This window comes from Amycolatopsis sp. cmx-11-12, assembly GCF_046269425.1.
Lineage (GTDB): Bacteria > Actinomycetota > Actinomycetes > Mycobacteriales > Pseudonocardiaceae > Amycolatopsis.
The window spans coordinates 1-20837 of the sequence record NZ_JADNQM010000055.1; the positions used below are offsets into that span (position 1 = coordinate 1).

At 67.3% G+C, this 20837-nt stretch carries 17 protein-coding genes; 9 read left to right on the plus strand and 8 right to left on the minus strand.

Going from position 1 to position 20837, the window contains the following annotated elements; all coding sequences use genetic code 11:
* Positions 1–421: 421 nt before the first annotated feature.
* The 4 genes from ACLARN_RS41040 to ACLARN_RS41055 all read right to left on the minus strand — a co-directional run bounded on the left by ACLARN_RS41040 (position 422) and on the right by ACLARN_RS41055 (position 8387).
* Positions 422–1630 carry a low temperature requirement protein A gene (locus tag ACLARN_RS41040; protein ID WP_409496886.1) on the minus strand — a complete coding sequence of 403 codons (1209 nt, stop codon included), beginning with the start codon at positions 1628–1630 and terminating at the stop codon, positions 422–424.
* A 455-nt stretch (positions 1631–2085) separates the two neighbouring features.
* The gene (locus tag ACLARN_RS41045) at positions 2086–3558 is read right to left on the minus strand and encodes an MFS transporter (protein WP_409496887.1); all 1473 of its coding nucleotides are present in this window, start codon (positions 3556–3558) and stop codon (positions 2086–2088) included.
* A complete protein-coding gene (gene dnaE, locus ACLARN_RS41050; protein WP_409496888.1) occupies positions 3558–7142 on the minus strand; it encodes a DNA polymerase III subunit alpha in 3585 nt (1194 codons plus the stop codon). The genes ACLARN_RS41045 and dnaE overlap by 1 nt, the downstream gene beginning before the upstream one ends.
* A 192-nt stretch (positions 7143–7334) precedes the next feature.
* Positions 7335–8387 carry a plasmid pRiA4b ORF-3 family protein gene (locus ACLARN_RS41055; protein WP_409496889.1) on the minus strand — a complete coding sequence of 351 codons (1053 nt, stop codon included), beginning with the start codon at positions 8385–8387 and terminating at the stop codon, positions 7335–7337.
* A gap of 134 nt (positions 8388–8521) precedes the next feature.
* On the opposite strand from ACLARN_RS41055, the gene ACLARN_RS41060 reads away from it, so the two are divergent.
* The 6 genes from ACLARN_RS41060 to ACLARN_RS41085 all read left to right on the plus strand — a co-directional run bounded on the left by ACLARN_RS41060 (position 8522) and on the right by ACLARN_RS41085 (position 15623).
* Positions 8522–8971, plus strand: coding sequence for a nitroreductase/quinone reductase family protein (locus ACLARN_RS41060; protein WP_409496890.1), 450 nt, complete (start codon positions 8522–8524; stop codon positions 8969–8971).
* A 390-nt stretch (positions 8972–9361) separates the two neighbouring features.
* Positions 9362–10033 (plus strand): FadR/GntR family transcriptional regulator, encoded by a 672-nt coding sequence (locus tag ACLARN_RS41065; RefSeq protein ID WP_409496915.1) that lies wholly within the window; start codon positions 9362–9364, stop codon positions 10031–10033.
* Positions 10034–10037: 4 nt separating this feature from the next.
* Positions 10038–11477, plus strand: a complete 1440-nt coding sequence (locus tag ACLARN_RS41070; RefSeq protein ID WP_409496891.1) for an amino acid permease — start codon at positions 10038–10040, stop codon at positions 11475–11477.
* Positions 11474–12436: an asparaginase gene (locus ACLARN_RS41075; RefSeq protein WP_409496892.1), complete on the plus strand. Its 963-nt coding sequence runs from the start codon at positions 11474–11476 to the stop codon at positions 12434–12436. The genes ACLARN_RS41070 and ACLARN_RS41075 overlap by 4 nt, the downstream gene beginning before the upstream one ends.
* 11 nt (positions 12437–12447) lie before the next feature.
* A complete protein-coding gene (aspA, locus tag ACLARN_RS41080) occupies positions 12448–13836 on the plus strand; it encodes an aspartate ammonia-lyase (RefSeq protein WP_409496893.1) in 1389 nt (462 codons plus the stop codon).
* Between the two features lie 161 nt (positions 13837–13997).
* Positions 13998–15623, plus strand: a complete 1626-nt coding sequence (locus ACLARN_RS41085) for a CocE/NonD family hydrolase (protein WP_409496894.1) — start codon at positions 13998–14000, stop codon at positions 15621–15623.
* Positions 15624–15766: 143 nt separating this feature from the next.
* Here the strand turns inward: ACLARN_RS41085 and ACLARN_RS41090 are convergent, their stop codons facing one another.
* Together ACLARN_RS41090 and ACLARN_RS41095 are read right to left on the minus strand one after the other, a co-directional pair.
* Positions 15767–16528: a metallophosphoesterase gene (locus ACLARN_RS41090; RefSeq protein ID WP_409496895.1), complete on the minus strand. Its 762-nt coding sequence runs from the start codon at positions 16526–16528 to the stop codon at positions 15767–15769.
* A gap of 4 nt (positions 16529–16532) precedes the next feature.
* Entirely contained in the window at positions 16533–17162 is a 630-nt protein-coding gene (locus ACLARN_RS41095) for a GntR family transcriptional regulator (protein WP_409496896.1), read from the minus strand.
* Positions 17163–17208: 46 nt separating this feature from the next.
* On the opposite strand from ACLARN_RS41095, the gene ACLARN_RS41100 reads away from it, so the two are divergent.
* Entirely contained in the window at positions 17209–18387 is a 1179-nt protein-coding gene (locus ACLARN_RS41100; protein WP_409496897.1) for an aminotransferase class V-fold PLP-dependent enzyme, read from the plus strand.
* Here ACLARN_RS41100 and ACLARN_RS41105 read toward each other — a convergent pair.
* Entirely contained in the window at positions 18384–18875 is a 492-nt protein-coding gene (locus tag ACLARN_RS41105) for a DUF1453 domain-containing protein (RefSeq protein WP_409496898.1), read from the minus strand. The genes ACLARN_RS41100 and ACLARN_RS41105 overlap by 4 nt on opposite strands.
* Positions 18876–18938: 63 nt before the next feature.
* Between ACLARN_RS41105 and ACLARN_RS41110 the strand changes: the two genes are divergently transcribed.
* Positions 18939–19544, plus strand: coding sequence for a TetR family transcriptional regulator C-terminal domain-containing protein (locus ACLARN_RS41110; protein ID WP_409496899.1), 606 nt, complete (start codon positions 18939–18941; stop codon positions 19542–19544).
* Between the two features lie 19 nt (positions 19545–19563).
* On the plus strand, positions 19564–19983 hold the full coding sequence (locus ACLARN_RS41115) for a cupin domain-containing protein (protein ID WP_409496900.1): 420 nt from the start codon (positions 19564–19566) through the stop codon (positions 19981–19983).
* 321 nt (positions 19984–20304) lie between these two features.
* On the opposite strand, the gene ACLARN_RS41120 is transcribed toward ACLARN_RS41115, so the two are convergent.
* Positions 20305–20823: a MarR family winged helix-turn-helix transcriptional regulator gene (locus tag ACLARN_RS41120; protein WP_409496901.1), complete on the minus strand. Its 519-nt coding sequence runs from the start codon at positions 20821–20823 to the stop codon at positions 20305–20307.
* Positions 20824–20837: the final 14 nt, after the last annotated feature.

The following is a 20837-nucleotide window of genomic DNA, read 5'->3' on the forward strand; positions in this document are numbered from 1 at the left end:
CTCTCCAACAATGTCAAATTTGATCGAGGCAAATTTAATGCACTCAAAGGAACCTCAAACGAGGTTCTTAATACATAAGCTCTACTGGCTTAGTTCACTAGCACACTGTTGAGTTCTCAAGCAACACACCCCGAATCGCACCGAGCACAGTATCTCTACTGATCGCGGCCTTATCCGAAGCAGTTATTTCTTGGCTTTTGTTCGGAGCTCACCCTACACCTGCTTGAAACTGCCGTCTCAGCGGGGTCTGGTTACCTCTCCGATTCGGGACCACCCACTCTACCACCATCCGGTGGGAGCTTGGTTCGTGTTCCCGGCGGCCGCTCGGTTTCCCTGGCGACGAAGAGAACATTACACGGCCCGAAACCGGCGTTTACAGGGGGGTCCCTTTTTTCGCGCCGACGCCCTGACCTGCGTCGATCTACTCGACGGCCGCCACATCGCCCGGAACCGGCTCCCCATGCGTGGCAACGACCGTCAGCACGACGAGGGCGGCGGCGAGCAAAGCGGCGACATGGATGGGCGCGGGCGTGAACGACGCGGCGAGGACGAGCACCGCGGTCACCGGGAAGCCGATCGCGATCGGACGGCATTCGTTGGTGGGCCCGATGTGCAGGAGCCAGACGCTCAACAGGTAGATCGCGACGGGCACGGTCGTCGCCATGGCGGCGGGCAGCGACGCGACGTGCCCGGTGTGGGTGTCGTAGTCGACCGCGACTTCGATCCCGGCGCCGAGCGCGGCCGCCGAGGCGAAGATCAGGTAGTGCCCGTAGCCCCAGCTCGCGACGGTGAACAGGTTCTTCGCCTTCTCGAGGCGGGCATGCCCCGGCTGGTCGAAGTACAGCCACCACAGGGAGAAGACCAGCACGAGCCCCGCGGCGGCGAGGGAGATCAGGCTGCCGGTGTGCTCCCCCTCGTCCAGCCCTTCCTTGACCGCCGTGGTCGCGCCGAGGACGGATTCACCCAGCACGATGATCGTGAACAGGCCGTAGCGCTCGGCGATGTGGTGCGGATGCCAGCCTGTCCAGCGACGGCGTTCGGCGATCACCGGTACCGCGAGTTCGGCCAGCAGGAACAGGAAGAACGACGGCAGGGCCAGCGAATCCGGCAGGCCGAGGCGGGCGATCCACAAGATCTGGACGATGGTGATGCCGACGGCGTACCGCAACGCGGCCGGACGGCACCGCGGATCGGTCCGCGCGACCCGCAGCCACTGCGTGACCATCGCGAGCCGCATCAGGACGTAGCCGATCACCATGATCGTGAAGTCGCCTTCGAAGGCCGACGAGACGCCGGCCGCCACGGTCAGCCCGCCGGCGATCTGCACCAGCGTGACCAGCCGGTACAGGACGTCGTCGGTGTCGAACGACGACGCGAACCAGCTGAAGTTCAGCCAGCCCCACCAGATCGCGAAGAACACCATCGCGAAGCTGAGTACCCCGTGCCCGATGTGGTTTTCGGCGATCGCGTGGTGCAGACCGGCCGCGGCCTGCGCGACGGCGACCACGAAACACAGGTCGAACAGCAGCTCCAACGGGGTCGCGACCCGGTGCCCTTCACCGGAATCCCGCATCGTCATCGGCCGGTACCAGACCCTCAGCCGACTCCGCCGAACCGAACTCTCCGCCATCGGTGCTCCTCGCATTCTCGAACTGCGAAGATCTTCGCAGTCGGAGGCGGTTCACACACGTCGGAGAACGCGCGGCGGGTGGGCCCGGGCCGGGTGCACCTCCCCAGGCGACCCCGCACAGACCCACCCGCGCGATTGCTTCACCGAGACGTGGCTGTCAGTGGTGGTGAGCCGGGTGCCGCCGAACGGTCCCCCGCGGACGCCGACGGCCGTCCACCGGCTCGTGACCGCGGGTGCCCATTCCTGAAAACTCCGGACTCACCACGATCGCTCCCACCGATCGATCCATCCCCGATCGATCGACAGAAATACCACTGTCAGTAGCCATGCCACAGCAGTGAAGGCTCCGTAAGGTCTACCTGGTTGCTCTGAGTAGCACCAGAGGATGACAGCCTCCGTCACTCGGATGGAGCATCCGGTCTAGCCGACCGTAGTCACCGGCACGCGCTGACGACTCAGCCTCGCTGACTGTCGGCGGCAGCCCTCTCGGCTTCGTCCCGCTCAGTGAGCAAACGCCGGTTCCGGCGCGCCCGAAGCTCGATCACGGCGAGTAAGAGCGCCGAGCACGTCAATCCGGCGGCGCACAGCATCGCCGCGGTCAACGCCGACGGATAGCCACCGTTCGCGCCCAGTACCGCGTGGAAGACCGAGGCCAGGACGACCGTGCCGATCGCGGTGCCGATCCGCTGCCCGGTCTGCAACGCTCCCCCGGCGACGCCCGCCATCGACGTCGGCACGCATTCCAAGGTCAGCGTGGTGTTGGGTGAGATGACCATGCCGCCACCGACACCGGCGACGAGCAACGGCAGCGCGAACCACCAGCCCGCGGCGGCACCGGGATCCCGGCCGGCGAGGAAGGCGACCGTGAACATCCCGGCGATCACCATGACCAGCCCGGTGACGGTGAGCTTGCGGCCCCACTTCGGCACCAGCCGTCCCGCGATCGCCGCCGACACGGCCGAGCCGAGGGCGAAGGAGGTGACGGCGAGCCCGGATTGCAGCGGCGTGTAGCCGAGGCCCTGTTGGAAGAAGATGGCGAAGACCAGCCACATGCCGGTGAATCCGCTGAAGTACAGCGCGCCGACGGCGACGCCCGTCGCGTAGCCAGGAGTGCCGGTGAACAGCCGCGTGTCCAGCAGCGGCGGACGGCCGCGCCGCACCATCGACCGCTCCCAGCGCACGAACCCGAACCCGAAGACCACCGCGACGACGAACAGCCACCACAGGCTGCTGAGCCCGCCCTGTTCGGATTCGATCAACGGGAGCAGCACCCCGAGCACGGCGACACCCAGCAGCATGATGCCGACGAAGTCGATCTCACCCCGCAGGCTTCTCGCCGGGTTCTCCGCTTTCGGGAGCCATCTCAAGGCAAGGACGAACGCCAGGATCCCGATGGGCACGTTCACGTAGAAGACCCAGCGCCAGCCTTCCGGGTCGCCGAAGACGGCGAGGATCACGCCGCCGAGCACCGGCCCGACAGCCGTCGAGATCCCGACAGTGGCACCGAACATGCCGAACGCGCGGCCTCGCTCCGCGCCGCGGAACAGATCCTGGATCATCCCGCTGTTCTGCGGCGTCATCATGCCCGACGCGATGCCTTGCAGGAGCCGAGCGACGATCAGCGTCGTCTCGTTCGGTGCCGCGCCGGCGAACGCGCTGGTCAGCACGAACGCGGCGAGTGCGAACAGGAACATGCGGCGGCGGCCGAGCGCGTCGCCGAGTCTGCCGCCGGTCACCAGCACCAGCCCGAAGGCCAGCGCGTATCCCGAGACGACCCACTGGATCCCGCCGCTCGACGCGCCGAGATCCTGCTGGATCGAGGGCAGCGCCGTGTTGACGATGCTGACGTCGAGCAGGCCCATGAACCCGGCGGCGAGGGAGACGGCGAGCGCCTTCCAGCGCCGTGGATCGGGTTCGTAGGTGTTCATCAGGTGCTGGCGGCGATCCCGGGGATGCCCTTGAGCTCACCGATCAGCATCGACGTCACCTTGACCGGATAGTCGTAGAGCGCGAAGACCGTCTGGTTCTTGCCGACCAGCTTGAGGTGCACCGGGGTTTCGCCCTTGTGCGCCAGCAGGGTCTGCTTCAGTTCGCTGACCACCGACTGGTCGATCTTCTCCGCCGCGGCCAGCAGGACGAGCGGCAGGTCTTCGTCGCCGTTCCCGATCTCGGACAGGTCGAGCGGAACAAGTCCACCACCGAAGATGGACATCTTGTCCTCGCGCCAGTTCACCCGGCCCTTGACCAGGACCGCGTTGTCCTCGATGAGGTCGGCGGAGAACATCGCGTACGACTTCGGGAAGTACAGGACCTCCAGCGACGCGTCCATGTCCTCGACGGTGCAGATCGCCCAGGGCTCGCCCTTCTTGTTGACCCGGCGCTCCAGCGAGGTGATCAGCCCGGAGATGATCAGCTCGCCTTCCTTGGGCGGGTCGGCGATGATCGCGGCGATCGGCCTCGGCGCGTGTTTGCGCAGGATGCGCTCGGCGCCGTCCAGCGGGTGCGCGGAGACGTACAAGCCGAGCATCTCCCGTTCGTAGGCAAGGAGTTGCTTGCGCGGGTACTCCTCCTCGCCGAACTTCAGGTGCGCGAGCGGCGAAGAGGACACGGCATCCTCCGCGTCGTCGTCCCCACCGAATCCGAAGAGGTCGAACTGGCCCATCGCCTCCTGGCGCTTGAGCGGGACCACGGCCTCGACCGCGTCCTCGTGCACCTGGATCATCGAGAGCCGCGTGTTGCCGAGCGAGTCGAAGCCGCCGGCCTTGATCAGCGATTCGATGACCCGCTTGTTGCAGGCCACCAGTTCGGACTTGTCGAGGAAGTCGGTGAAGGAGGAGTACTTCCCCTTCTCCTCGCGGGTCTTGATGATCGACTCGACGACGTTCGCGCCGACGTTGCGGACGGCACCCATACCGAAGCGGATGTCGCCCCCGACGGCCGCGAACCTCAACGCCGACTCGTTGACGTCCGGCGGGAGCACCTTGATACCGAGGCGACGGCACTCGGACAGGTAGACCGCGGACTTGTCCTTGTTGTCACCGACCGAGGTGAGCAGCGCGGCCATGTACTCCGGCGTGAAGTTCGCCTTGAGGTACGCGGTCCAGTAGGAGATCAGACCGTACGCGGCCGCGTGGCTCTTGTTGAACGCGTAGCCGGCGAACGGGAGGATCGTGTCCCACAGTGCCTTCACCGCATCCGGCGAGAACCCGCCTTCGATCAGCGGGCTGGCCTTCATCCCGGCCTCGAAGCCCTCGTACTCGAGATCGAGGACTTCCTTCTTCTTCTTACCCATGGCCCGGCGGAGCACGTCCGCGCGGCCCATCGTGTATCCGGCCACCTTCTGGCCGATGTGCATGATCTGCTCCTGATAGACGATCAGGCCGTAGGTGTCGGCCAGGATCTCCTTCAGGGGCTCCTCGAGCTGCGGGTGGATCGGCTTGACCTTCTGCCGATTGTTCTTCCGGTCGGCGTAGTCGTTGTGCGCGTTCATGCCCATCGGGCCGGGGCGGTACAGCGCGCCCACCGCCACGATGTCGTCGAAGACCGTCGGCTGCATCCGGCGCAGCAGGTCACGCATGGGCCCGCCGTCCAGCTGGAACACGCCGAGCGTGTCTCCCCTGGCGAGCAGCTTGTACGTCTCCGGGTCTTCGACGCCGAGGGTGTCGAGGTCGATGTCGACCCCGCGGTTGGTCTTGATGTTGTCGATCGCGTCACCGATGACGGTGAGGTTCCGCAGGCCCAGGAAGTCCATCTTGAGCAGGCCGATGTTCTCGCACGACGGGTAGTCCCAGCCGGTGATGATCGAGCCGTCGTCACGCTGCCACAGCGGGATGGCGTCGGTCAGCGGGTCGCAGGACATGATGACCGCGCAGGCGTGGACGCCGGCGTTGCGGATCAGTCCTTCGAGGCCGCGGGCGGTCTCGAAGATCGTCTTGCACTCTTCGTCGGTCTCGACGAGCGCGCGGACCTCGGCGGCCTCGCCGTAGCGCTCGTGCTTGGAGTCGACGATGCCTGAGAGCGGGATGTCCTTCGCCATGATCGGCGGCGGCAGCGCCTTCGAGATCCGGTCCGCGATCGCGTAGCCGGGCTGACCGAAGTGGACGCGGGCGGAGTCCTTGATGGCCGCCTTGGTCTTAATGGTGCCGAAGGTGATGACCTGCGCGACCTTGTCGACGCCGTATTTGTCGGTGGCGTAACGGATCATCTCGCCGCGACGGCGGTCGTCGAAGTCGATGTCGATATCGGGCATGGACACGCGCTCGGGGTTCAGGAACCGCTCGAACAGCAGCTTCTGCGGGATCGGGTCCAGGTTGGTGATACCGAGCACGTACGCGACCAGCGAACCGGCGGCCGAACCACGGCCGGGGCCGACGCGGATGCCGACCTTGCGGGCGTAGTTGATGAGGTCGGCGACGATGAGGAAGTAGGCGGGGAAGCCCTTCCCGATGATGACGTCGAGTTCGATCTCGATGCGCTCGTTGTAGTACTCGTCCGGGACGCCGTCCGGGTACCGCCACTTGAGGCCGCGTGCGACCTCTTCCTTCAGCCAGGTGCCCTGGTCGTAGCCTTCGGGGACCTCAAAGAACGGCAGCCGGTCCTTGTGCGTGTAGACGTCTTTGTAGGACTCGACGCGCTCGGCGATCAGCAGCGTCGAGTCGGCGGCGCCGGGAACTTCCTTGTCCCAGTACTCCCGCATGTCGGCGGCCGACTTCAGGTAGTAGCCGTCACCGTCGAACTTGAACCGGTTCGGGTCGTTCAGCGTCTTGCCGGCCTGCACGCACAGCAACGCGGAGTGGGTGTCGGCCTGGTCCTTGGTGACGTAGTGCGAGTCGTTGGTGGCCAGCGGCTTGAGGTCGAGCAGCTTGCCGACCTCGAGCAGGCCTTCACGGACCGACCGCTCGATCGGAAGCCCGTGGTCCATCAGTTCGAGGAAGAAGTTGTCGGCGCCGAAGATGTCCTTGTAGTCCGACGCGGCCTGGATCGCCTCGGTCCGCTGCCCCAGCCGAAGTCGCGTCTGCACCTCGCCCGAGGGGCAGCCGGTGGTCGCGATGATGCCTTGGTGGTTCTCCGAGATCAGCTCGCGGTCCATCCGGGGCTTGCGGTAGTAGCCCTGCATGCTCGCCAGCGAGGAGAGCTTGAACAGGTTCCGCAGCCCGGTGGAGTTCTCGGCGAGCATCGTCATGTGCGTGTAGGAACCGCTACCGGAGACGTCGCCGCCTTCACCGAACTCGTCGGAGCCACGCTGGTTGGCCTGGCCCCAGAACACCGGCTTCTTGTGGAACCGGCTCTCCGGCGCGATGTAGGCCTCGATGCCGATGATCGGCTTGAGGTCGTGCTTGACCGCCTGCTGGTAGAACTCGTCCGCGCCGTACATGTTGCCGTGGTCGGTCATGCCGACCGCGGGCATGCCGAGCCGCGCCACCTCCTTGAACAAGGGGGCGATCTTCGCCGCACCGTCGAGCATCGAGTACTCGGTGTGCACATGCAGGTGGACGAAGGAATCGTTCGACACCAGCGAAAACCTCCCCTAGGCAGACGGGTCCCTGGCTGCGTGACGCGGGCCGGTCCTGCCACCTTATGCGTCCGGGATTTCCGGCGCCCGGCCGGGCCGGGCCCTGACGAGCGCTGCCGAGTCTTCTCTTCGGACAAGATCAAATCCAGCAGCCTCGCCGTAGCCGCCGCCACCCGAACGGGGCAGCGAAGATCAGCCCAGCCGGGCGTTGACCCCCTCCCTGTCGAACCACTCCGGATCGAATCCGTGGCCGCCGAGTTCTTCGAGCAAGCCCTCGTTCTCTTCGTCGTCCGGATCTCTCAGCGCCTCCAGCAACATCTCGTAGCTCCGCTCGCTCTCGCATCCCGCTGGAGGCGCGGCGCGTTCGCCGTCGAGACATCTCGGCGCTTCGGGAAGGGCGACCAGCCGCTCGACGCGGACCCAGTGCTTCCAGTCGTCCACCTCGTAGACGATCCGATGGCCTGGTGCCGTGACCACCTGGCCGAGCAAGACCTCGTCGTCCGGGCGGTCGCCGTCCCAGCCGTCGTGGTCGGAGCTGAAGACGCCGTACGCGGTCTCGAACCGGTGGTTCTGCCGTTCGTCCCGGTCGAACGCCGCCGCCAGGACCCGGTGCGCTCCGGCGAGCGTGACATCCGAGCGGACTTCGAGCCGTCGCCAGATCGCGCTGTCCGGTCCGGTCACGGCGACCGCGAGCCGCAGTCCGGTGACCGGTCCGGGTGGAGGCAGGACGAGCGGAAGAGGATCGGCCCCCGATCGGGGTACCGGTTCGTACTCGGGGAGGCCGAGCCATCGGCGCAGCTGGTCGGACCGTGCGGGCAGGTCCGACTTCCAGCGCTCGAAGAAATCCGGGACCCTCTCGAAAAGCCAGGCGTCGAAATCGGCCATGACGACCAGCGCCGCCTCGACCTGGCTCCGGAACTCCTCGGGTGTCAGCGAGGCCTTGACCTCGGAGCGGCGGCGCGACGTCAAGGCGTCCGACGGCTCCACGCGGAGTTCGATCCTGTGGACGCTGTCGCCGTCGACCACCACTTCGACGCCCACCGAGCGCTTGCCCGCGGTCAGTGTGGCGGCGAGGGTGACCCTGTCCCGATCGGGTTCGCCTCGCGCGACGCAGTCCGCCAGCTCGACAGGCCCGTGGAGCAGCTTCGGCCAGCGCTCCACCCTGGTCACGTCGAGAGGACGCGGCGAGCGGGAGCGCTGTTCCTTCGGCTTTTTGGGCTTGCGCCCTCGGCTGATGGGGCTCACTCGTCCAGTGTCTCCAGCGGCACCGACAGTTTTCGCGGCGTCGTGAGCGGCCATGATCCAAAAACGCTTGCCGACCTGGGCGCGGATGTGCAGACTGGCCAGCCGCCAAGATCACCGAGCCGCCCGGAGAGTTGATGATCGACCTACAGGCCATGAACGAACGCGTGATCGCGGAGTTCCGCGCGAACGGCCGCCGAGGCGACGGCCTCCCGACGTTGCTGCTCACCACCACCGGCGCCCGCACCGGACGACGGCACGTGACGCCGATGCTGTTCCTGGCCGACGACGACCGCTACATCGTGTTCGCCGCCAACGGGGGCGCACCCGGACATCCGGACTGGTACCGCAACCTGGTCTCGGAGCCGTCCGTCGACGTCGAAGCGGACGGAGAGGCCTTCACCGCTCACGCTGTCGAGATCACCGGAGCGGCACGGGACCGTCTGTTCGCGAAGCAGGCGAAGGCGTTCCCGCGGCTGGCCGAGCACCAGTCGAAGACCAGCCGTCCGTTCCCGGTGGTGGCGCTCAAGCGGGTCGACGCTGCCAAGCCCGGATACCAAGAACCGCGCCGACCAGCAATTATGTGACTTTGCGGGCCTGGCATGTTCCCAATGCCTCATTAGGGACGCTGAGCGTCTCAAATGAGGCATTGGGAACAGTGGCTGGGAGCGCCCGCCGTTGCGGGCCGCGCCGCCAGCCTCCCCATTCACGACCGCCGAAGTACTGCTCGACGACGTTGTGACACTGGCCACCTCCGCGCGGAAAGCCAGTGTCACAACGGAACTCCGTACGTACGAAGGCACCCAGCACGGCTTCCCATTCTCGGCTGGTTACCCCATCGACGCCGACCTCGCAGCCTGGATCGGAGCCCTCGGCTGATCGCTTGACAAAGCGAGGGGCCGACCGCACGATCTCGTCTCATGAACCTGTCTGACAGCCAGACAGCCGGACACGGTGGTCCACGGCGTATCAGCGCGATGGAGGCCGTGCTGGCCCACCTTCGCGGCGCCATCGAGCGTGGTGAGTACCCCGTCGGCCAGAAATTGCCGTCGGAATCCGCGCTCGGCAAAGAGTTCGAGGTCAGCCGATCGGTCGTCCGCGAAGCTTTGCGGGGGCTACAGGCACTCGGGCTCACCGTGTCCAAAACGGGCAAGGGGACCTTCGTGACCGCCACCGGGCCGGTCGAGAATCCCACCTTCGGGACCTACTCGGCCCGCGACCTGTTCGAGGTGCGGCGCCACGTCGAGATCCCCGTCGCCGGGTATGCGGCCCTGCGCCGCAGCACCGACGACCTGGATCTGCTCGGCCACCTCGTCGAGCGGATGGACATCGAAACCGACAACACCGCGTGGGTGGCGCTGGACTCGCTGTTCCACATCACCATCGCCCAGTCCTCGGGCAACCCGGTGTTCGGCAAGGTCATCGAGGAGATCCGGGACGCGCTGGCGCGCCAGTCGGCGTTTCTCAACCAATTGGGTGGACGTCGGACCCGCTCGAACACCGAGCACCGTGAGATCGTCACCGCCATCGCCGCCGGTTCCGAAGCGGACGCCGTCGCGGCGATGACCTCCCATCTCGAACACGTCGAGGACGCGCTCATCACCATCGTGCGGCCGAGCCACCCGACGCACCAGAACAAGGACGACTGACACCGTGACCGAACAGACCCTCAGCGCGGACGACAAGTCCGTGCCGGTGCCGGCCGACGCCGGTGACGCCGGCTACGACAAGGCCCTGAAGCCCCGCCACGTCAACATGATCGCGATCGGCGGCGCCATCGGCACCGGCCTGTTCCTCGGCGCGGGCGGACGACTCACGCAGGCGGGCCCGGCGCTGGCGATCGTGTACGCGGTCTGCGGCCTTTTCGCGTTCTTCGTGGTGCGTTCGCTCGGCGAACTCATCCTGTACCGCCCCTCCTCCGGCGCCTTCGTTTCCTACGCCCGGGAATTCATGGGCGAAAAGGGCGCTTACGTCGCGGGCTGGATGCACTTCCTGAACTGGTCGACGACCGGTATCGCGGATATCACCGCGATCGCGCTGTACGCGCATTTCTGGTCCTTCTTCACACCGATCCCGCAGTGGGTGCTGGCGCTCATCGCACTCGCGGTGGTGCTGGCGCTGAACATGGTTTCGGTGAAGCTGTTCGGCGAGATGGAGTTCTGGTTCGCCATCATCAAGGTCGCCGCGCTGGTCGCCTTCATGGGGATCGGGATCTTCCTGCTGGTCACGCAGCAACCCATCGACGGCCAGGTACCCGGCTTCTCGCTGATCGCCGACAACGGCGGCTTCTTCCCCGCCGGCGTGCTGCCGATGGTGTTGATCGTCCAGGGCGTCGTGTTCGCCTACGCCTCGGTGGAACTGGTCGGCGTCGCCGCCGGTGAGACCGAGAACCCGCGCAAGATCATGCCGAAGGCGATCAACTCGATCATGTGGCGGATCGGGATCTTCTACGTCGGCTCGGTGGTGCTGCTGGCGATGCTGATGCCGTGGAGTTCGTACTCGAAGAACGAGAGCCCGTTCGTCACCGTGCTCTCGCACGTCGGGGTGCCGCAGGCGGGCAACGTGATGAACCTGGTAGTGCTGACGGCGGCGCTGTCCAGCCTGAACTCGGGCCTGTACTCGACCGGCCGCATTCTGCGGTCGATGTCGCTGGCCGGGTCCGCGCCGAAGTTCACCGGCGTGATGAACAAGAACCACGTGCCCTACGGCGGGATCCTGCTCACCTCCGCGGTCTGTGTGGTCGGCGTCGGCCTGAACGCCGTCGTGCCGAGCCAGGCCTTCGAGATCGTCCTGAATTTCGCGGCCGTCGGCATCCTCGGCACCTGGGCGATCATCGTGCTTTCGCATCTGCTGTTCGTGCGCAAGGCCAAGCTCGGCGAGGTCGAGCGCCCGTCGTACCGCCTCCCCTTCTCGCCCTACACCGAGATCGCGACGCTGATCTTCCTCGCCGCCGTCGTCGTGCTGATGGGCTTCGACGAGACCGGCCGGATCACCCTGTACTGCCTGCCGGTCATCGGACTGGCGCTGGTGGCGGGCTGGTTCGGGGTCCGCAAGCGGATCAACATGGACGTCTTCGAAAAGACGAAGCTGTGATCCCCGAAATCCGCGTCCCCGCGCACGAACCGCTGGTGCACCTCCTCCGCGACGGAATGGTCGAGGGGGTGCACCACGGTTCGGCCGTCGTCCTCGCGCCGGACGGCCGCGTGCTGTTCTCCGCGGGCGACGTCGAGGCGGCGTTCTACCCGCGTTCGGCGGCGAAACCCTTGCAGGCCACCGCGATGGCACGGCTCGGCGTCGAATTGAGCCCGGCCGGGTTCGCCGTCGGCGCGGCCAGTCACTCGGGTGAGGAGTTCCACCTGGCGGAGGTCCTCCGGATGCTGGACGGCGCCGGGCTTTCCGCCGGGGACCTGCGGACGCCCGAAGACCTGCCGTTCGACCCTGTCGAGCGTGACACTTGGATCGCCTCGGGGCGGACGGCTTCGAGGCTGGCGCACAACTGTTCCGGCAAGCACGCCGCGATGCTCGCGACCTGCCGCCTGCACGAATGGTCCACAAAGGACTATCTGGACTCAGGACATCCGTTGCAGCGCGCGATCGCGGAGTCCGTCGAAGATCTGACGGGACAGCGGATCCCGAAGGTCGCCGTCGACGGCTGCGGCGCTCCCCTGTTCGCGGTCTCGCTGCGCGGGCTCGCCACCGCCGTCGGGAAGATCGCCGCGGCGGCGCCGGGCACCCCGGAAGGCTTTGTGGCCGAAGGGATCCGGAAGCATCCGGAACTGGTCGCCGGCACCCGCCGCGACGTCACCGCGCTGATGCGCGCGGTGCCCGGCCTGATCGCCAAGGACGGTTTCGAAGCCGTCCAGGTCGCCGCCCTGCCGGACGGCACGGCGATCGCGATCAAGATCGCCGACGGCGGTGACCGGGCACGGCAGCCGGTGCTCGCCGCCGCGCTCGCCCTGTGCGGCGTCGATCCGGAAGTACTGAAGCCGTTCACCGGGATCCCCGGCCTGCGCGTGACGGGCGCGCTCGCCGAAGTCCGACTGGCAGCCTGAGGAGCCTTGCGATGCACCGCGTGGAACACGATCTGCTGGGAGACAAGGAAGTTCCGGCCGACGCCTACTGGGGTGTGCACACCGCGCGCGCCAGGGAGAACTTCCCCATCACCGGCACCGCGATCTCCGCGTACCCGCATCTGATCGAGGCGCTCGCCTCGGTCAAGGAGGCCGCCGCCCGCGCCAACGCCGACCTCGGCCTGCTGAAGCCGGACGTCGCCGACGCCATCTGCCAGGCGTGCCGCGAGATCAGGGAAGGCGCGCTGCACGACCAGTTCGTGGTCGACGTCATCCAGGGCGGCGCCGGCACCTCGACGAACATGAACGCCAACGAGGTGATCGCGAACCGCGCGCTCGAACTGCTCGGGCACGAGAAGGGCGACTACGCCCGCGTGCACCCGAACGAGCACGTGAACCTCGGGCAGTCGACCAACGACGCCTACCCGACCGCGGTCAACGTCGCGACGATCATCGCCGTCCGCGAACTGGCCGAGGCGATGGTCGTGCTGGAGCAGGCGTTCGCCGCCAAGGCCGTCGAGTTCCACGATCTGCTGAAGATGGGCCGGACCCAGTTGCAGGACGCGGTCCCGATGACGCTGGGGCAGGAATTCGGCACCTACGCGGTCATGCTCGGCGAGGACCGGCTGCGGCTCACCGAAGCGGTGACGCTGCTGCACGAGATCAACCTCGGCGCGACCGCGATCGGCACCGGCCTCAACGCCGCGCCCGGGTACGCCGAAGCCGCCGTCGCCCATCTGCGGGAAATCACCGGCCTGCCCGTCGAGACGGCCGCGGACCTCATCGAAGCGACACAGGACTGCGGCGCGTTCGTGCACCTTTCCGGTGTGCTCAAACGGATCGCGGTGAAACTGTCGAAGAGCTGCAACGATCTGCGGCTGCTCTCGTCCGGTCCGCGGGCCGGGCTCAACGAGATCAACCTGCCGCCGGTGCAGGCCGGGTCGTCGATCATGCCGGGCAAGATCAACCCGGTGATCCCCGAGGTGGTCAACCAGGTCGCGTTCGAGGTCATCGGCAACGACGTCGCCGTCACGATGGCGGCCGAAGCCGGGCAGTTGCAGCTCAACGCCTTCGAGCCGCTGATCCTGCACTCGCTTTCGGAGAGCATCACGCATCTGCGGTCGGCTTGTGTGGTGCTGGCGGAGCGGTGCGTCTCCGGGATCACCGCGAACGCGGGCGTGATGCGGGGCTACGTCGAGAACTCGATCGGGCTGGTGACCGCGCTGAACCCGAGCATCGGGTACGCGGCGGCGACCGAGATCGCCAAGGAGGCGCTGGAGACCGGGCGCGGGGTGGCGGAACTCGTCGTCGAGAAGGGCCTTCTTCCCGCGGAGGAACTGGCGAAGCTGCTGAAGCCGGAGACGCTCGCGCGGCTTCGATGACCGGACCAGCGGGGCGGTACCGGGCGGTCTGCCCCGCGCTATGAAAGCGTCCTTCATTGCGAAATTCGCAATGAAGGACGCTTTCATTTCAGGCAGCCGCGGGTCCACGCGAGTACGGTCGTAAGCGGAAGGTGATCATCCGCACGAAAGGCGGCCCAGGCGTGCTCGACCGACTCCTCGACCGGTTCCTCGGCCTCCCTCCGGCCGAAGGCCCCGCTCCCTCGGTGACCAAGGCGATCCCCGTCCCGATGCCCGACGGCGTCCGGCTGCTGGCCGACCGCTACGCCGTTCCCGGTGACGAGCCCCGGCCGGTGGTGCTGATCCGCACGCCGTACGGCCGGAAGGGCCTGGTCAGCAAGATCTTCGGCGAGACGTTGGCACGGCACGGGTTGCAGACGGTCCTCCAGAGCACTCGCGGGACCTTCGGCTCCGGCGGCGAGTTCCGGCCGTTCCACCTGGAGAAGGAAGATGGCCTCGCCACCGTCGCCTGGCTGCGCGAGCAGCCGTGGTGCGACGGCCGGGTCGCGATGGCGGGCGCGAGCTACCTCGGTCATACGCAATGGGCGGTCGCGCCGTATCTCGACGAGCCCCTTGAGGCGCTGTGCCTCGGCGTCACCGCGTCGGAGTTCGTTTCGACCTTCTATCCCGGCGGCATCCTCGCGGTCGACAACATGGTCTCGTGGTCGGCGCTGATCGGCAGGCAGGAGGGCCGGTTCGCCGGCCTGCCGAACCCGTGGCAGACGAAGAAGACCCGCGCGGCCATGGCGCATCTGCCGGTTTCCGGCGCGGACGTCGCGGCCATCGGCAAGCAGGTGCGGTTCCTCCAGGACGTCTCCGAGCACGCCGGGCCCGGCGACGACTTCTGGGCGCCGTCGGACCACAGTGCCGAGGTCGCCGCGCTGAGGACCCCGGTGACCATGGTGACCGGCTGGTACGACCTGTTCATCTCCGCCCAGCTGCGCGACTTCAAGGAACTCGCCGCCGCAGGACGCGAACCACGCATCACCATCGGCCCGTGGGCACACGGCGAGCCCGCCAGCCTGAAGACCCTGCTGACCGACCAGATCGGCTTCCTCTCCGCCCATCTCCTCGGCGACACCGCCCCACTGCGCCAAGCCCCGGTGCGCCTGTACCTCCAGGGCGCCGGGCGCTGGCTGGACTTCGAAAGCTGGCCGCCGAAATCCGACGCCACCCCGTATTTCCTGCGCCCCGGCGGGCTTTCCTCCGCCGAACCGGTCGAGTCGAAACCCGGGACGTTCACCTACGACCCGGCCGATCCGACACCGTCGGTCGGTGGTCCGCTGCTGTCGGGCGTGCAGAAACAGCGCGACAACAAGGACGTCGAGGAGCGCCGGGACGTGCTGCTCTTCACCGGTGACGCGCTGAAGCGCGACCTCGACGTCATCGGCGAGATCTCCGCGCTGGTGCATGTGCGGACCGACCTCGGCCACGGCGACGTCTTCGTCCGGCTGTGCGATGTGGACGGTCGCGGTGTCTCCCGCAACGTCACCGACGGCATCCTCCGGCTGCGTCCAGGAAACCCAGAGTCCGATGTGGACGGTGTGGTCGCGGCCGAGGTCCACCTCGACCCGACGGCGTACCGGTTCCGGCGCGGGCACCGGCTGCGGCTCCAGGTCGCGGGCGGCGCGTTCCCCCGCTTCGCCCGCAACCACGGCACCGACGAGCCGGTTTTCACCGCGGTGGACGGGAAACCCGCGCGGTTCGAGATCTTCCACGACCCCGCGCGGCCTTCCCGGATCACGCTGCCGGTGCTTTCGGGCGGTTGAGGGTGAATCCGGCCGTTGACGGGCAGGATCTGTGTCGCGAAAGCCACTTTCGGGACGCCAGATGTCTCGAAAGTGGCTTTCGCGACACAGCCGTTGAGGGCTTTGGGGTGGGCGAGCACCACGCCACCTCGCCTGACTCCTCGTTAAGCCGGGACCACGCGCTGGTGCGTGGTCAGCCTGCCGTCGTCGTGCAGTACGTGGAACAGCAGCGACGGCGGCAGGTCGTAGTCGATCGGCCCGCCTTCCGCCCACGGCCGGAGACCGTTCTCCTCCCACGGGAACAGGATGCTCGACCCGACCGAGGGCGCCGACCGCAGCGGCACGCCCGCGAACGTGGTCGACGCCGAGGCGTGGACGTGCCCGCAGAGCAGGGCCACCACTCGCGGGTGGCGGGCGAGCACCTCGGCAAGCCTGTCCTCGCCGTGCTGCCGCATCGCGTCGACCAACGGCAGGCCGAGCGCGACCGGCGGATGGTGGAAGGCGATGAAAGCGGGGCCGTCGCCGTCGGCGAGAACACCGTCCAGCCAGGCCATGGTCTCGTCGTCGAACTGCCCGTCCGGTTCGCCGGGGATGCTCGAGTCGGCCATGACGAACGTGACGTCGCCGACGGTGTGCGCCTCGTTGACCGGCCTGTCGTCCGGCGCCTGGCCGAGCAGCCCTTCGCGGAACGGGCCGCGTACGTCGTGGTTTCCGGGGCAGGTGAAGAGCGGGACGTCGGTTTTGAACAGTTCGGCCGCGCGCCGGTACTCCTCGATCGTGCCGTGGTCGGCGATGTCGCCGGTCACGAGGATCGCGTCGACCGGTGTCGCCAGGTTCTCCAGGTACCGCATGACCCGGGCGGTGCGTTCGTCGCCGCGTTCCCCACCGTCGAGATGGTTGTCGCTCAGATGTGCCGTCACGAACATCGCGTCACTCCGTGTTCTCCAGATATGCCAGCGTTTTCACCCAGTTCCGCACGAGCAGCTCCGCTGCCCTCGTGAGGTCGGAGACGCGGATCGCCTCGGCGATCTCGCGGTGCTCGTCGATACTCTCCAGCGAACGCTCGGTACCACCGAAATAGCAGGTGTCATAGCGCTTCAGGAGCGGTTTGGTCTGCTCGATCAGCCGCAGCAGATGCGGATTCGTGCAGCGCGAGAGCAACAGCGAGTGCCAGCGATCGTCCAAGGCGGTCAAGTCGCCCTGGCGTTCGAGCTCCGCCGTCATCTCGGCGGCGATCCGGTCCAGTCCGCCGGTGAGCCCGGCGAGATCCTGCGGCGAACTCCAGCGCAACGCGAGCGATTCCAGTTCCGCGACGAGCGGATAAAGCCGCCGGGCCTCTTCGGGGTCGAACGGCGGCACGAGGAAGCCACGGCCCGGCGCCGAGACCAGCAGGCCGCGATCGGCCAGCCCGATCAGCGCCTCGCGCAGCGGTGTCCGGCTGACGCCCAGCTCGCGGGCGAGGTGCACCTCGTTGATCCGGCTGTCCGCGGCGATCCGGCCGTCGAACACGCGGGCGGTGATCTCCTCCGTGAGGTCACGCCGAAGCAGGTTCCTCGTCATCCGAACAGTATTGCATGCACTTCGGCCATACTGTATTCAGTTAGGCATGACGGACTTCGATGTAAACCGCGCCCGTGCCGAGACACCGGGCTGTGCGGAAGTGGTCCACCTCAACAACGCCGGATCGTCGCTGCCGCCCGCGCGGGTGACCGACACCGTCGTCGACTACCTGCGCGAGGAAGCCCTGATCGGCGGATACGAGCAGGCCGCGGCGACCTTGGAGCGGCACGAGGGCGTCTACGCCTCGGCCGCGCGGCTCGTCGGCGCGGAACCCGACGACATCGCGCTGACCGACAACGCGACCCGGTCGTGGCAGGCGATCTTCTACGCGCTGCCGTTCACCGCGGGAGACAGGATCCTGACGGCGAAGTCCGAATACGCGAGCAACGTCATCTCCTTCTTGCAGACCGCGAAGCGCACCGGCGCCGTCGTCGAAGTGGTCGACGAGGACGAGTCCGGCCAGCTGGACGTCGAGGACCTGAAACGCCGGATCGACGGCGACGTCAAGCTGATCGCCGTCTCCCATGTGCCCACGCAGGGCGGGCTGGTGAACCCCGCCGAGGAGATCGGCGCGGTCGCCCGCGAGGCCGGGATCCCGTTCCTGCTGGACGCCTGCCAGAGCGCCGGCCAGATCGACCTCGACGTCACGCGCCTGAACTGCGACGCGCTCAGCGTGACCGGCCGCAAGTACCTGCGCGGGCCGCGCGGCACCGGGTTCCTCTACGCGCACCCTCGCCTGCGCGAGCGCCTCGAGCCCGCGATGCTCGACCTTCACTCCGCGGCGTGGACCGCACCCGAGACCTACGAAGTCGATACGACGGCGAAGATGTTCGAGGTCTGGGAACGCGATCACGCCGCGGTGCACGGACTCGGCGCGGCGATCGACTACGCCCTCGAATGGGGCATACCCGCCATCGAAGCCCGTGTCGCCGCGCTCGCGGCGAAACTGCGCGACGTGCTCCGCGAGATCCCCGGCGTCCGCGTCCACGACCAGGGCGCGCGAAAGTGCGGGATCGTCACGTTCAGCGTCGCGAAAACGCCGTCGCAGGAAGTGAAACAGCGCCTGGCGTCGGCCAAGATCAACGTCAGCGTCGTGGAGGCGACGTCAGCCCAGTTCGACTTCGCCGCACGCGGACTGCCGTCGATGGTCCGGTCGTCGGTGCACTACTTCAACACCGAAGACGAGATCGCGCTCCTCGCGGGCGAAGTCGGGAAACTGGCCTAACGGCGCGAAAGCACCGAATCAGACGACGGGGCGTACGGCAGCCCCGTCGTCTTCGCGCGCATGCCGATCACGAGCGCCTCACCCAGCAGACTGACACCGATCGACAGCGTGACCGGCCTGGCGTCGGGATGCGCTCCCGCCGTGGTGGCCAGGAACCCGATCCCGAAGTTCACCAGCAGTGACAGCACCCAGACGCCGAACGTCCGGCCGGTGTAGCGCAGCCACAGCACGCCGTCGCGCTCGAACAGCTGCGTGGTGGCGGCACGCACCGCACCGAGGCCACAGCCGACCGCGGAGCCCAGCACGAGCCAGAGACCGTCCGTGAAGGTGAAGACGTCGAGCTTCGTCAGGCCGTAGACCCCGATCCCGATCAGGATCAGCGGCGCTCCGAACACGTCCCGGGCGACCAGTGGCTCCCCTCGCAGCCTTCGCACGACGATCGCGATCACCACGGCGACCGCCAGCGCGATCAGCAACCAGGTCCTCATGAACTCCCCCTTTGTAGCACGTATGTGCCAAATAAAATAGCAAGGTCGTGCTATAAAGGCAACGTGCCCAAGATCGTCGACCCCGGCGCCCGCCGCCTGGAGATAGCCGAAGCCGTCTTCCGCGTGATCCAGCGGGACGGCCTGCCGCAGGCGTCGCTCAGAAGCGTTGCCGACGAGGCCGGTCTGGCGATCGGTTCGGTGCGGCACTACTTCCGCGGCCACGACGAGTTGATCGTGTTCGCCATGCGCTCGCTGGGCGACCGGCTCGTGGCGAGGTTGCTGGGGCACCTCCCGGACTTGCTCGACCCCGCGACACCACGCTCGCGACGACAGGAACTCACCGAAACACTGCTCGGCGAACTGCTTCCGCTCACCGAACAGACCCGGGCCGAAACCGACGTCTGGCTGGCGTTCACGGCCGCCGCGAAGAACCGCCCGGACCTCGCCGAGGAAGCCGCCCGCACGCACGAAGGTGTCCGCGCACTCGTCCGAAGGGTGCTTGAGGGCGCGCACGGGGCGGGCGGCCTGCTCGACGACCTGGACCTGGCCGTCGAGACCGAACGGCTGGCCGCGTTGCTGGACGGCCTCGCCCTGTCGGCGGGCCGGACCTCGCCGGAGCTGATGCGAACGGTGCTCCGGCGGCATCTGGAGACCCTGCGGGCGACCTGAATCGCGGTACGGTTTTCTCATGCGCCTGCGGTCCGTGACCACGCTGCTCGCCACACTCGTCCTCGCGCTCGCCGTCCCGGCGACGGCCGAGGCGACCCCTGGCTCAGGGGTGACCGGGACGATCTTCAGCCAGAAGACGGTCGGGGACACCGACTACGTCCTGCGCGAGGTCGTCATCCAGCCCGGCGGGTACACCGGCTGGCACTACCACGACGGGAAGCTCTACGCGTACGTCAAGGCGGGCACGCTGACGCACAACTCGGCCGACTGCGGCCTCGACGGGCTATACCGGCGCGGCGCCACGTTCACCGAGCCGAGTGACACCGTCCACATCGGACGGAATCTCGGGACGACGCCCGTGGTGCTGGAGGTGCTCTACGTGCTGCCGCACGGAAGCCCGCTCTCACAGGACGCGCCGAACCCGGGTTGTCCTTTCTAGATGAGTGATTCCGTGAAGATCGCGTGAAGTGCAACCCCGCGGGAATCCTTCCCTTGGCCGTCCATAAAGGACACTAGCGGTGTCGAATTGGTCGATTGATCATCGACTGCCCGTGTTACCGGGTCTGCGAGGCCTCCTCAAGGACGCGAACCAAAGTCGTGAAGGCCTCCTTGCCTACCTTGAGGGTAGATAAGGAGGCCTTCACGACCTTGGCGATACGGACATGCGGCATCTAATCGGACAATTTGACTCGCAAAGCGTCCTCTATGGACAGTCACAGCGCCTCACCGAGCTTCACGTGATTTTCACGGAATCAACCGTCTAGGCCCCGAACCAGCCCGCGACGTCCAGCCGGAAGCCGTCCGCGGGCGCCATCGTGCGAAGGTCGGCTTCGAGCGCGCGGACCCTGTCGGCGCCCAGCGCGTCGGCCCAGTCCTTGCGTAACCCTTCGAAGATCGCCGCGGACCGGCCGAGCGAGTCGATGCCGCGGCCGGTGAGCCGCACGACCTTGCGCCGCGCGTCGGCCGGGTCGTCGGCCCGCTCGACGTAACCGAGCTGCTCCAGCTTGTCGACGGTCTTTCCCGCTGCCTGCTTGCTGACCCCGAGCCGCCGCCCGATCTCGCTCGCCGTCGCGCCGTCGAGGCCGATCGCCTGCATGGCGAAGCCGTATGCCGGACGGACGTCGGGGTGCCCCTGTTCGGCCAGCTCGGCGTGCAGCCGGTCGATGATCGAGCGGAAGCCCGCGAACAGCAGGAGCGGCAGCTCGAACCCGGGCGCGTCGGGAACTCGCTTGCCTTGTTCGACAACCTGGCTTACCTTTTCGTCAATCACATTGACCATCCTAAGGGGCTGCC

Bases quoted from the DNA above. Each gene is read 5' to 3' on its own strand.
- ACLARN_RS41040 (WP_409496886.1), bottom strand. From the start codon at position 1,630: ATGGCGGAGAGTTCGGTTCGGCGGAGTCGGCTGAGGGTCTGGTACCGG.
- ACLARN_RS41045 (WP_409496887.1), bottom strand. From the start codon at position 3,558: ATGAACACCTACGAACCCGATCCACGGCGCTGGAAGGCGCTCGCCGTC.
- ACLARN_RS41060 (WP_409496890.1), top strand. From the start codon at position 8,522: ATGATCGACCTACAGGCCATGAACGAACGCGTGATCGCGGAGTTCCGC.
- ACLARN_RS41065 (WP_409496915.1), top strand. From the start codon at position 9,362: ATGGAGGCCGTGCTGGCCCACCTTCGCGGCGCCATCGAGCGTGGTGAG.
- aspA (WP_409496893.1), top strand. From the start codon at position 12,448: ATGCACCGCGTGGAACACGATCTGCTGGGAGACAAGGAAGTTCCGGCC.
- ACLARN_RS41090 (WP_409496895.1), bottom strand. From the start codon at position 16,528: ATGTTCGTGACGGCACATCTGAGCGACAACCATCTCGACGGTGGGGAA.
- ACLARN_RS41095 (WP_409496896.1), bottom strand. From the start codon at position 17,162: ATGACGAGGAACCTGCTTCGGCGTGACCTCACGGAGGAGATCACCGCC.
- ACLARN_RS41100 (WP_409496897.1), top strand. From the start codon at position 17,209: ATGACGGACTTCGATGTAAACCGCGCCCGTGCCGAGACACCGGGCTGT.
- ACLARN_RS41105 (WP_409496898.1), bottom strand. From the start codon at position 18,875: ATGAGGACCTGGTTGCTGATCGCGCTGGCGGTCGCCGTGGTGATCGCG.
- ACLARN_RS41115 (WP_409496900.1), top strand. From the start codon at position 19,564: ATGCGCCTGCGGTCCGTGACCACGCTGCTCGCCACACTCGTCCTCGCG.
- ACLARN_RS41120 (WP_409496901.1), bottom strand. From the start codon at position 20,823: ATGGTCAATGTGATTGACGAAAAGGTAAGCCAGGTTGTCGAACAAGGC.